Origin of the sequence: Pseudomonas sp. D4-21, from assembly GCF_051132125.1 — a bacterium.
Classification (GTDB): Bacteria; Pseudomonadota; Gammaproteobacteria; order Pseudomonadales; family Pseudomonadaceae; genus Aquipseudomonas.
In genome coordinates this window covers 4,522,899-4,534,780 of sequence record NZ_CP071664.1, presented here as the reverse complement: position 1 = coordinate 4,534,780, position 11,882 = coordinate 4,522,899, and the positions used below count along the sequence as shown (strand labels likewise).

Here is an 11,882-nt window from a genome sequence, read left to right as displayed (position 1 = left end):
GCTATCCTCGACCTCTCCCGCGCCGCACCAGAGCCGGGTGCAGACCCAGGGAACCCTCGATGATCACCAGCAAGTTGCCGAACGTCGGCATCACGATTTTCACCCAGATGTCCCAACTCGCCGCACAGACCGGCGCGCTGAACCTGTCCCAGGGGTTTCCCGATTTCGATGGCCCGCAAGCCCTGCGCGATGCGGTCGGCCGGCACATCGCCCAAGGCCACAACCAATATTCCCCCATGACCGGCCTGCCGGCGCTGCGCCAGCAGATTGCGGCCAAAGTTGCCCGCAGCTATGGCGCTACCGTCGATGCCGATCAGGAAGTCACCGTGACCCCTGGCGCGACCCAGGCGATTTTTTGCGCCATCGCGGCGGTGGTTAACAGCGGCGATGAAGTCATCGTCTTCGACCCCGCCTACGATAGCTACGAGCCGTCCGTGCAACTGGCCGGCGGGCGTTGCGTGCATGTGCCATTGAGCCTGGGCGATTTCGCCATCGACTTTGAAAAGCTCGGCGAAGCCCTGAGCCCGCGCACGCGCATGATCATCCTCAACACGCCGCACAACCCCAGCGGTGCGTTGATCAGCCGCGCCGAGCTGGACCAATTGGCGGCGTTGATCCGCGACCGTGACATCTATCTGATCAGCGACGAGGTGTATGAGCACCTGGTGTTCGACGGCGTGGCTCATGTCAGCGTGCTTGCCCATGAAGAACTGTATCGCCGTGCCTTCGTGGTCAGTTCGTTTGGCAAGACCTACCACGTCACCGGCTGGAAGACCGGTTATGTCGTCGCGCCACCGGCCCTGACGGCGGAGTTGCGCAAGGTGCATCAGTACGTCAGTTTTTGCGGCGTCACACCGTTGCAGTATGCCTTGGCCGACTACATGGCCGCGCATCCGGAGCACGTCGACGAACTGCCGGACTTCTACCAGGCCAAGCGCGATCTGTTCTGCGACCTGCTGGCACCGTCGCGGTTCAGCTTCAAGCGCGTCACCGGCACCTATTTCCAGCTGGTGGATTACTCGCAGATCCGCCCGGACCTCAACGACGTCGACATGGCGGTGTGGATGACCCGCGAACATGGCGTGGCGACCATTCCGATCTCGGTCTTCTACCAGAACCCACCGCAAGGCCAGCGCCTGGTGCGCCTGTGCTTTGCCAAGCGCGAGGAGACGCTGCGTGAAGCGGCGCAAAAGCTATGCGTGATTTGAGCACCTTGCCCAACCTGAACGTTGCCTTGATCCAGACAACCCTGGCCTGGCATGACCGTCGAGCTAACCTTGAGCATTTCGACGCGCTGCTTGAACAGGCGCGGGGGGCGGACCTGATCATCCTGCCGGAAATGTTCACCACGGGCTTTTCCATGGAGTCCGAGACGTTGGCGGAGCCCGAGAATGGTCCGACGCGCCAATGGCTCAAGGACCAGGCGGCGAAACTGGATGCAGTGATCACCGGCAGCGTGATCGTCCAGGCCGGCGATGGCAGCCATCGTAATCGCTTGCTGTGGGCGCGGCCCGACGGCGAGGTGCTGCATTACGACAAACGCCATCTGTTCCGCATGGCCGGCGAGCACAACCACTACACGCCGGGTGATCAGCAGGTACTGTTCGAGCTCAAGGGATGGCGGATTCGCCCGTTGATCTGCTATGACCTGCGCTTTCCGGCGTGGAGCCGCGACGCCGAGGACACCGATCTGTTGCTGTACACCGCCAACTGGCCGGGCGCTCGGCGTCAGCATTGGAACCGTTTGCTGCCGGCACGGGCCATCGAAAACCTGTGCTATGTGGCGGCGGTGAATCGGATCGGCACCGACGGCAAGGGCTTCGCCTACACCGGCGACAGCCAGGTGCTGGACTTCCAGGGCGAGACCCTGCTCGGCGCCGGCGATGCCGACGGTGTGTTCACGGTTTGCCTGAGCGCCGCGGACCTGGCTGAGTATCGCAAACGCTTTCCAGCGAACCTGGATGCCGATCGTTTCGAATTCATCTATTGAAACGATTCAGCCTCAAGGAACGGTGTTGCGCGCCGATAACCGGTCAGCCAAGGAGGAATCCCCTATGACCAGCATCAGCGCAACGACCGTAAACCCTTATCCATTGTCTGCTCCCACAGTCACCATCCGCGGGGCTGAGGAAGACAGGGCGGTCAGTCCAGTGACACCGACCGAAACCGCCGAAGACAAAGACAAGCTACTGAAAGTCGACACCAGCGGCGCGAACATCGCAGGTGCCGGCGGCAGCAGCGGCAGCAGCGATGTCATCGAACAGTTGAAGAAGCAGATCGAACGAACCGAAAAATTGCTGGCCGACCAGCAAGCCCAACTGGCCCGCGTCCAGAAAAGCCAGGCCGACCAGGCGCAGAAATCCCAGCAAGCCATGGCGATCCAGACCCAGATCATGGCGACCCAGGCAACCTTGCAGACCCTGCAGGCTGCGCTGTTGCAGGCGATGACGATTTCGATCGATACCCATGCCTGAGATTTTTATTGGCTGACTCGCGAACAGGCCAGAGCAGCCAATTCAAATCATCAGCCAAACAAAAAGGCCCTGAGGTTCACACCCCAGGGCCTTTTTGCATTTCAGCCTTGGTCAGGCCGCCTTGGCTTCCGGCTGGCTCAGCGAGCGGTTCAGTGCACTGAACAGCGCCTTGAAGCTGGCGGTGGTGATGTTTTCATCGATGCCCACGCCATGCACCGCACGCTCACCGTTGACCCGCAGCTCGATGTAAGCCGCCGCCTTGGCGTTGGTGCCGGCGCCGATGGCGTGTTCGTTGTAGTCCATGATTTCCACCGGAATCGGCAGGCCGGCCACCAGCGCTTCCAGCGCGCCGTTGCCTTTGCCACGCCAGTGCAGGTTGGTTTCGCCCTGGCCTTTGCTGGCGACTTCCACTTCCACGGCGCTGTTGCCGTTTTCTTCCTGCAGGCGATGGCTGACCAGCGCATACGGGGTGTTGGCTTGCAGGTATTCACGCTGCAACAGGGCATGGATCTGCTGGGCAGTCATTTCCAGGCCCAGGCGATCGGTTTCGCGCTGCACCACTTGGCTGAATTCGATCTGCATGCGACGCGGCAGGCTGATGCCGTATTCCTGCTCCAGCAGGTAGGCGATGCCGCCCTTGCCCGACTGGCTGTTCACGCGGATCACCGCCTCGTAGCTGCGGCCGATGTCAGCCGGGTCGATCGGCAGGTACGGCACTTCCCAAAGGGTGTCGGGTTTCTGCTGGGCGAAGCCCTTGCGGATCGCGTCCTGGTGCGAGCCGGAAAATGCGGTGTGGACCAGGTCGCCCACATAAGGATGACGCGGGTGCACCGCGATCTGGTTGCACTCTTCGACCACTTTGCGTACGCCGTCGATGTCGGAGAAATCCAGCTCAGGGTCGATACCCTGGGTGTAGAGGTTCAGCGCGACGGTCACCAGGTCGACGTTGCCGGTGCGCTCGCCGTTGCCGAACAGGCAGCCTTCGACACGGTCGGCGCCGGCCATCAGGCCCAGCTCGGTAGCGGCCACGCCGGTGCCACGGTCGTTGTGGGTGTGCAGGCTGATGAGCACGCTGTCACGACGGCTGATGTTGCGGTGGAACCACTCGATCTGGTCGGCGTAGATGTTCGGCGTGGCGACTTCCACGGTGGCGGGCAGGTTAAGGATCACCTTGCGCTCCGGGGTCGGGTTCCACACTTCGATCACGGCGTCGCAGACTTCCTTGGCGAACTCCAGCTCGGTGGCGCTGAAGGTTTCTGGGGAATATTCGAACTGCCACTGGGTTTCCGGCTGCTGAGCGGCGTATTTGACGAACAGCTTGGCCGCGTTCACTGCAATTTCCTTCACGCCTTCCTTGTCCTGGTTGAACACGATGCGGCGGAACGACGGACAGGTGGCGTTGTAGAGGTGGACGATGGCTTTCTTCGCGCCACGCAGGGATTCGAAGGTACGGGCGATGAGGTCTTCGCGGGCCTGGGTCAGCACCTGGATGGTGGTGTCGTCCGGGATGTGGCCTTCTTCGATGAGGGTGCGCACGAAGTCGAAGTCAGTCTGGGAAGCGGCCGGGAACGACGCTTCGATTTCTTTCACGCCCACCGCCACCAAGGTTTTCCAGAAGCGCAGCTTCTTGGCCGCGTCCATGGGCTCGATCAGCGACTGGTTGCCATCACGCAGGTCGGAACTGCACCAGATCGGCGCGGCAGTGATGGTCTTCGACGGCCAGGTGCGATCCGGCAGGTTGATGGTCGGGAAGGCGCGGTATTTCGAAGACGGGTCTTTGAGCATGCTCATGAGGAAATCCTTATTGTCGTGGCCGGAAAAAGGCGGCCTGCCGGTGGTTCGAATGGGGTGGCTTGTCAGCCGGGACGAGTTGCCGCGATTCAGCCCGGCAGTCGTGCGCTGACGAGGCACAGGCTGCGGTGCTGACGAAGCTGAATGAGGGTGTGAGAGGTTTTCATGCCCTCAACCCTAACCGCGTGGACGGGGGGTTGCAAGCAGTCGGAAAAAATTGGGAGAAGTTCTGTTTTTGGATGGGTTTGCGAGATTTAATCGCGTAAGCGGTCAGAATAGGCTCAAAGGATTGCGCTGATATTTAGGGCTCGGCAATTCCAAGGATGGTGGTGCCAGGGCCTGCGTCTTCGCGAGCAGGCTCGCTCCCACAAGGGATCTTTGTGGTTGCAATGTTGTGGTCTACGCAGATCCCAATGTGGGAGCGAGCCTGCTCGCGAAGAGACCAGTAGCCTGACCGAAATGCTCAGGGCTGAAACGCCCCGATAAAAATCGCCGGATCCACACGAGCATCGTTCAGGCTGATGTTCCAGTGCATATGCGGCCCGGTCGCCCGGCCGGTGGCGCCGACCTTGCCGACCACTGTGCCACGGGCCAACTGCTGGCCGACCTTCACATCTATTTTCGACATGTGGCAGAACATGCTGATGAAGCCCTGGCCATGGTCGACGAATACCGTGTTGCCATTGAAGAAATAGTTGCCGGTGAGGATCACCTTGCCGGCGGCCGGGGTCTTGATCGGTGTGCCGGCGGGCACGGCGAAGTCCAGGCCTGCGTGGGGGTTGCGTTCTTCGCCGTTGAAGAAACGGCGCACACCGAACTTGCTCGACAGCGGGCCGTTGACCGGTTTATCCAGCAACAGATTGCTGGGGATGTTCGGGCTGAAGCTGCGGTAGGCCTTCAACTGCACCGCCAGCTCGGCGTCGATACGCTTGAGGTCCGCCGGGTTAGGGTTGACCTGACGCTTGTTCTTCAGCGTGATGTGCTGCTCGGGATACTTCTTGTAACCGACCACGAAGGGCTGAGTGCTGCCGCCGCTGCTGATCTGCTGCGTGCCGGGTTGTACCGTCAACGGAATGCCGACAATCGCCAGCCAGTTCTGTTGCTCCTTGACCACCAGCACCGGTTTGCCCTGGTAGGTGGCTTTTGGCGCCTGGGCCGCGCTGCCCAGGTCCACCACGGCCACACCGCCGGGCACCGGTTTGTTCAACAGGCGGGTGATGTAGCTGTCGGCGTGGGCGTTGAAGGTCAGGCACAGCAACAGCAGCGGAGCGAGGAATCGCGGCATGAATCAATCCAATAAAGAAAGGGTGACTGGCGTCAGGTGGTTGTCTTCGACCCGCACCAGCAGTTCGCCTTCGCCGAGCTTGGCGGTCAGGCGCTGGCCCATCTGGGTTTGCCCGGCGTTGCGGATGGCATGGCCGCGCTCGTCGAGCAGGATGCTGTAGCCACGACCAAGGGTCGCCAGCGGGCTGACGATGTGCAGCGTCTGCATCTGGTTTTGCAACTGCACGCGTCGCGTTTTGAGCCCTTCGCGCATCGCCCGGGGCAAGCGTTCGGCAAGGCTGTCGAGGCGATGACGCAACATGGCCAATTGCCGGCCCGGATGCTGTCCGGCCAGACGGGTTTCCAGGCGGATCAGCCTTTCGCGGCGGGTGTTGAGGCTGCGCTCGAAGGCCCGGCGCATGCGCATGTCCAGATCGTCGAGGCGCTGGGCCTGTTGGCGCAGCCGTTCGCCGGGATGACGCAGGCGCCGCGTAAGACCTTCGAGGCGCAGTTGGTCGCGCATCAGCCGGTCACGCATGCGCATCACCAACCGGCGGTGCAGACTTTCAACCCGGCGGACCAGGTCGCCGGCATCCGGTGCCAGCAGTTCGGCGGCGGCGGACGGGGTCGGGGCACGCACATCGGCGACGAAATCGCTGATGGATACGTCGGTCTCATGGCCGACGGCGCTGACGATCGGCGTGACGCAGGCATCCACCGCCCGGGCCACGGCTTCTTCGTTGAAGCACCACAAATCTTCCAGCGAACCGCCGCCCCGGGCCAGGATCAGCGCGTCGAAGCCGCGGGCATCGGCCAGTTTCAGGGCGCGAACAATTTGCCCGGTGGCTTCTCGGCCTTGCACTGCGGTGGGAATCAAGGTCAGGGAAATCTGCGGCGCGCGGCGGCGGAAGACGCTGATGATGTCGCGGATCACCGCGCCGGTGGGCGAACTGATGATGCCGATGCGTTGCGGATGGGCCGGCAGCGGCACTTTGCGTTCGGCGCTGAACAGCCCTTCGGCGCTGAGCTTTTCCTTCAGGGCATCGAAGGCCAGGCGCAGGGCACCATCGCCGGCCGGTTCCACGGTGTCGAGGATCAGTTGATAGTCGCCACGGCCCTCGAACAGCGAGACCTTGCCGCGCACCTTCACCGCCAACCCATCCTTCAAGGCCTGGCGCACCCGTGCGGCGTTCTGCCGGAACAGCGCGCAGCGCACCTGGGCGCCGCTGTCCTTGAGGGTGAAATACACGTGGCCGGAAGCCGGGCGGGCGAGGTTGGAGATCTCGCCCTCGACCCAGATGTTGCTGAACACGTCTTCCAGCAACACCCGTGCACGGCCGTTGAGTTGGCTGACAGTCAGGACCTCGCGGTCCAGGCCCAGTCGGGCAAAGGGATCTTTAATCATGGGCGGCATGATAAGGGGATTCGCCAATGGTGTGCAGACAATTAGACCGGGTTGTCTGCATCGCGAGCAAGCTCGCTCCCACAGGGGATCCATGTCGCACCGAAGATCCAGTGTGGGAGCTTGCTCGCGATAGCAGTAGCCCAGTCAGCACAAATACTGGATATGCCCCGACACATCTGGCTAAAGTCCCCGCTCTCCTCATCAAGGAAGTGCCGGATGAATCTTCTCCCATGGTTGGGCCAGTGGGCATTTGCCCCGATGGAATGGCTGGTAATCGCCTCGGCCATTGTCCTGGCCTACATCGTGTTCGGCATCGCCGGGTTCGGCACCGCCCTGGTGGCTGCGCCGATCCTGCTGTTGTTCATGCCGCTGTCGAAGATTGTCCCGCTATTGGTCTTGCTGGATTTTGTCGCCGCCTTTGGCAACTTGTTGCCGTCGCGGCGGGACGTGTCCCGGCCGGAGCTGCTGCGGTTGCTGCCCTGCATGGCTGTGGGGTGCACCTTGGGTGTGATTTTCCTGCTCAACCTCAAGTCAGATCTTTTGCTGCTGTTGATGGGGCTGTTTATTAGCGCCTATGCGATCTACAGCCTGTTGATAAAAACCAGGCCCAAGCAGTTATCTTCATTGTGGGCGTTGCCGATGGGCACGGTGGGCGGGATGTTCGGAGCGTTGTTTGGCAGTGGCGGCTTTTTATATGCCATCTACCTGAACAGCCGTTTGCCCAAGGAGGCGGCGCGGGCGACCCAGAGTGCGCTGATCAGTTGCAGCACTGTGGTGCGCTTGAGTTTGTTTGTCATTGCGGGCGTGTATGCCGAGCTACCCTTGCTGGTACTGGCGCTGTGTTTATTGCCGGCCATGGCGCTGGGATTGTGGGTGGGGCGTCGCCTGACCCTGAAGATGTCGCGCGAAGCGTTCGTGCGGTTGGTCACCTGGCTGGTGCTCGCCAGCGGGCTGGCGTTGATCGGCCGTTACCTGAGTGCTTGACCTGGCACGGCCAGGGATTAAGCTGCCGGCCTTTTATCAGATCCTGCCAGGGAAACAGCCAGGCCTCGCCATGAATTCGCAAAGCATTATCGTCCCGAAAATCTCCACACTGCCGGTCCACGAGCCTCGGGCCCGGGCAATCGTGCGCTGGCTGGTGCGCAAGAACATTATCGAAGAGCAATTGACCACTTGCGGCCGCACCGGCAATCGCATGGCCCACGCCATCGCTCCCGGTGCGCGCGACGTGGTCATGCACCCCGAAGCCTTGCCGTTCGGCGAGCCGATCAATGGCCTGGAGATCATCACCAAGCGCTGCATCTATACGCCGGCCAAGGGCTTTCTTGAAGAAGCCGGTTGCGCTGAGTGTCGCCGGGAGATTGGCGAAGCGCTATTCGAAAGCCTGGAAGACTGGATGCCAGGGCGTACCGATAACTTCACCTGCCCCGAGTGTGGGCATGAAGATGACATCAATGGCTTCCTGTTCCTACAACCCTGCGCGTTCTCCAACCTGGGGTTCATCTTCAATAACTGGCTGGAGGCGGGGTTCAAGCAGGGGTTTCTTGATGAATTCGCCGACTGGCTGGATCAGCCGGTGAGTTGGGTGAAGGTGGAGTTGTAGATAGGTACATCACAGGGTTTGGTGTACCACAAGGACAGTGGTTTTAGCCCGTCAATCACCCCGCCAATAATAGACAGAGTTTTACATTGAGCCAGACGGGGTGCATGAGTATAATGGCGCGCTTCCATTTTCCCGCTCGGGAGCCCCCGCGATGCTGCGTATCAGCCAAGAAGCTCTGACCTTCGACGACATTCTCCTAGTGCCCGGTTATTCCGAGGTGCTGCCTAACGAAGTCAGTCTCAAAACCCGTCTCACCCGTGGCATCGAACTGAATATCCCCCTGGTTTCCGCCGCCATGGACACCGTGACCGAAGCCCGTCTGGCCATTGCCATGGCCCAGGAAGGCGGTATCGGTATCATCCACAAGAACATGACCATCGAACAGCAGGCCGCCGAAGTGCGCAAGGTCAAGCGGTTCGAGGCTGGCGTGGTCAAGGATCCGATCACCATCGAGGCTGACGCCACGGTCCGGGATCTGTTCGAACTGACCCGCATGCACAACATCTCCGGCGTTCCGGTGCTGCACGATGGCGACCTCGTCGGCATCGTTACTTCCCGTGACGTGCGCTTCGAAAGCCGCCTGGACGCCTCTGTTCGCCAGGTGATGACGCCTAAAGAGCGCCTGGTCACGGTCAAGGAAGGCACCAGCAAGGACGACGTCCGCGAATTGCTGCACAAGCACCGCATCGAGCGCGTGTTGATCGTCGATGACAAATTCGCCCTCAAGGGCATGATGACCGTCAACGACATCGAAAAAGCCAAGGCCTACCCGCTGGCCAGCAAGGACGACCAGGGTCGTCTGCGCGTCGGCGCCGCCGTCGGCACCGGCAAGGACACTGGTGACCGCGTCGCCGCCCTGGTCAACGCTGGCGTTGACGTGGTGGTGGTCGACACCGCCCACGGTCACTCCAAAGGCGTTATCGACCGCGTGCGCTGGGTCAAGCAGAACTTCCCCGACGTACAGGTGATCGGCGGCAACATCGCCACCGGCGCTGCCGCCAAGGCCCTGGCCGAAGCGGGCGCCGACGCGGTCAAGGTCGGTATCGGCCCAGGCTCGATCTGTACTACCCGTATCGTCGCCGGTGTCGGCGTGCCGCAGATCAGTGCCATCGCCAACGTCGCCGCTGCCCTTGAAGGCACCGGCGTGCCGTTGATCGCCGACGGCGGTATCCGTTTCTCCGGTGACCTATCCAAGGCCATCGTCGCCGGTGCCTACTGCGTGATGATGGGTTCGATGTTCGCCGGTACCGAAGAAGCGCCGGGCGAGATCGAACTGTTCCAGGGCCGTAGCTACAAGGCTTATCGCGGCATGGGTTCGCTGGGCGCCATGTCCCAGGCCCAGGGTTCGTCCGACCGTTACTTCCAGGACTCCTCCGCGGGTGCCGAGAAGCTGGTGCCGGAAGGCATCGAAGGTCGCGTGCCGTATAAGGGCACCCTGAGCGCCATCATCCATCAACTGATGGGCGGCCTGCGTTCCTCGATGGGCTACACCGGCAGCGCTGACATCGAAGAGATGCGCACTAAGCCGGAATTCGTGCGCATCACTGGCGCCGGCATGGCCGAGTCCCATGTACACGACGTGCAGATCACCAAGGAAGCGCCGAACTACCGCGTAGGTTAAGGCTTCCAGCAAAACGTTAATCACCGGGGCTGTTCATTCAGCCCCGAGTTGTTTCTGATTCACTACATGAGAATGAGTCATGGCCCTCGACATTCACGCTCACCGCATCCTGATCCTCGACTTCGGTTCCCAGTACACCCAGCTGATTGCCCGCCGCGTGCGTGAGATCGGCGTGTACTGCGAACTGCATCCGTTCGACATGGATGACGAAGCGATTCGCGAATTCGCTCCGAAAGGCGTCATCCTCGCCGGCGGCCCCGAGTCCGTGCACGAAGCCAACAGCCCGCGTTGCCCGCAAGCGGTGTTCGACCTGGGGGTACCGGTGTTCGGCATCTGCTACGGCATGCAGACCATGGCTGAACAGCTGGGCGGCAAGGTCGAGGGTTCCGACCTGCGTGAGTTCGGTTACGCTCGCGTCGACGTGGTCGGCAAGAGCCGCCTGCTGGACGGCATCGAGGATCATATCGACGCCGACGGCCTGTTCGGCCTCGACGTGTGGATGAGCCATGGTGACAAAGTCACCAAGATGCCTGAAGACTTCCACATCCTGGCCAGCACCCCGAGCTGCCCGATCGCTGGCATGTTCAGCGACGAGCGTCGCTACTACGGCGTGCAGTTCCACCCGGAAGTGACCCACACCAAGCAGGGCGGCCGCATTCTGTCGCGCTTCATCCTCGACATCTGCGAATGCGAAGCCTTGTGGACTCCGTCGAAAATCGCTGAAGACGCCATCGCCCAGGTCCGCGCCCAGGTCGGCACCGACAACGTATTGCTGGGCTTGTCTGGCGGCGTTGATTCCTCGGTGGTTGCCGCACTGCTGCACAAGGCCATCGGCGACCAGCTGACGTGCGTCTTCGTCGACAACGGCCTGCTGCGCCTGCACGAAGGCGAGCAAGTGATGGCCATGTTCGCCGAGAACATGGGCGTCAAGGTGATTCGCGCCAATGCCGAAGAGCAGTTCTTGAACAACCTGGCCGGCGAGTCCGACCCGGAGAAGAAACGCAAGATCATCGGCCGTACCTTCATCGACGTGTTCGATGCCGAATCCTGCAAGCTGGACAACATCAAGTACCTCGCCCAGGGCACCATCTACCCTGACGTGATCGAGTCGGCCGGCGCCAAGAGCGGCAAGGCCCACGTGATCAAGTCCCACCACAACGTTGGTGGCTTGCCGGAAGAGATGAACCTGAAGCTGGTCGAACCACTGCGCGAACTGTTCAAGGACGAAGTGCGTCGCCTCGGCCTGGAACTGGGCTTGCCGTATGACATGGTCTACCGCCACCCATTCCCGGGCCCGGGCCTGGGCGTGCGGATCCTCGGCGAAGTGAAGAAGGAATACGCCGACCTGCTGCGTCGCGCCGACCACATCTTCATCGAAGAACTGCGCAAGGCCGACTGGTACCACAAGGTCAGCCAGGCATTCGTGGTGTTCCAACCGGTGAAATCGGTCGGCGTGGTCGGCGATGGCCGTCGCTACGCCTGGGTCGTGGCCCTGCGCGCCGTGGAAACCATCGACTTCATGACCGCTCGCTGGGCACACCTGCCGTACGAGCTGCTGGAAACCGTTTCCGGGCGGATCATCAATGAAATCGAAGGCATCTCTCGCGTGACGTATGACGTGTCGAGCAAGCCGCCGGCGACGATTGAGTGGGAGTGATGGGGCGCCGGCGCTGACCGGTAGCCTCTAGCAAGCAACACCCTGAAGCCCGCTTAATTGCGGGCTTT

10 protein-coding genes are annotated in these 11,882 nt (G+C 61.7%); 7 read left to right on the top strand and 3 right to left on the bottom strand.

Annotation, left to right across the window (positions count from 1 at the left end; translation table 11 throughout):
- Window positions 1–59 precede the first annotated feature (59 nt).
- The 3 genes from J3Q04_RS20335 to J3Q04_RS20325 all read left to right on the top strand — a co-directional run bounded on the left by J3Q04_RS20335 (window position 60) and on the right by J3Q04_RS20325 (window position 2,474).
- On the top strand, window positions 60–1,208 hold the full coding sequence (locus J3Q04_RS20335; RefSeq protein WP_434562437.1) for a pyridoxal phosphate-dependent aminotransferase: 1,149 nt from the start codon (window positions 60–62) through the stop codon (window positions 1,206–1,208).
- Window positions 1,196–1,990, top strand: a complete 795-nt coding sequence (locus tag J3Q04_RS20330; RefSeq protein ID WP_434609723.1) for an amidohydrolase — start codon at window positions 1,196–1,198, stop codon at window positions 1,988–1,990. The genes J3Q04_RS20335 and J3Q04_RS20330 overlap by 13 nt, the downstream gene beginning before the upstream one ends.
- A 64-nt stretch (window positions 1,991–2,054) precedes the next feature.
- Complete coding sequence (locus J3Q04_RS20325; RefSeq protein WP_434609725.1) at window positions 2,055–2,474, top strand: hypothetical protein; 420 nt, start codon at window positions 2,055–2,057, stop codon at window positions 2,472–2,474.
- Window positions 2,475–2,585: 111 nt separating this feature from the next.
- Here J3Q04_RS20325 and leuA read toward each other — a convergent pair whose 3' ends face one another.
- From leuA to xseA, 3 genes are all read right to left on the bottom strand, one after another.
- Window positions 2,586–4,265, bottom strand: a complete 1,680-nt coding sequence (gene leuA / locus J3Q04_RS20320) for a 2-isopropylmalate synthase (RefSeq protein ID WP_420764161.1) — start codon at window positions 4,263–4,265, stop codon at window positions 2,586–2,588.
- 463 nt (window positions 4,266–4,728) lie between these two features.
- Window positions 4,729–5,550 carry a peptidoglycan DD-metalloendopeptidase family protein gene (locus tag J3Q04_RS20315; protein WP_039592103.1) on the bottom strand — a complete coding sequence of 274 codons (822 nt, stop codon included), beginning with the start codon at window positions 5,548–5,550 and terminating at the stop codon, window positions 4,729–4,731.
- Window positions 5,551–5,553: 3 nt separating this feature from the next.
- Window positions 5,554–6,933, bottom strand: a complete 1,380-nt coding sequence (xseA, locus tag J3Q04_RS20310; RefSeq protein WP_420764163.1) for an exodeoxyribonuclease VII large subunit — start codon at window positions 6,931–6,933, stop codon at window positions 5,554–5,556.
- 216 nt (window positions 6,934–7,149) lie between these two features.
- Here xseA and J3Q04_RS20305 point away from each other — a divergent pair, with 216 nt between their 5' ends.
- From J3Q04_RS20305 to guaA, 4 genes are all read left to right on the top strand, one after another.
- The gene (locus J3Q04_RS20305) at window positions 7,150–7,917 is read left to right on the top strand and encodes a sulfite exporter TauE/SafE family protein (RefSeq protein ID WP_420764164.1); all 768 of its coding nucleotides are present in this window, start codon (window positions 7,150–7,152) and stop codon (window positions 7,915–7,917) included.
- 70 nt (window positions 7,918–7,987) lie between these two features.
- Window positions 7,988–8,536, top strand: coding sequence for a sugar ABC transporter ATPase (locus J3Q04_RS20300; protein WP_434609727.1), 549 nt, complete (start codon window positions 7,988–7,990; stop codon window positions 8,534–8,536).
- Between the two features lie 151 nt (window positions 8,537–8,687).
- A complete protein-coding gene (gene guaB, locus J3Q04_RS20295; RefSeq protein ID WP_420764166.1) occupies window positions 8,688–10,157 on the top strand; it encodes an IMP dehydrogenase in 1,470 nt (489 codons plus the stop codon).
- Between the two features lie 79 nt (window positions 10,158–10,236).
- Window positions 10,237–11,814, top strand: coding sequence for a glutamine-hydrolyzing GMP synthase (gene guaA, locus J3Q04_RS20290; protein WP_420764167.1), 1,578 nt, complete (start codon window positions 10,237–10,239; stop codon window positions 11,812–11,814).
- The last annotated feature ends 68 nt before the right edge of the window (window positions 11,815–11,882 follow it).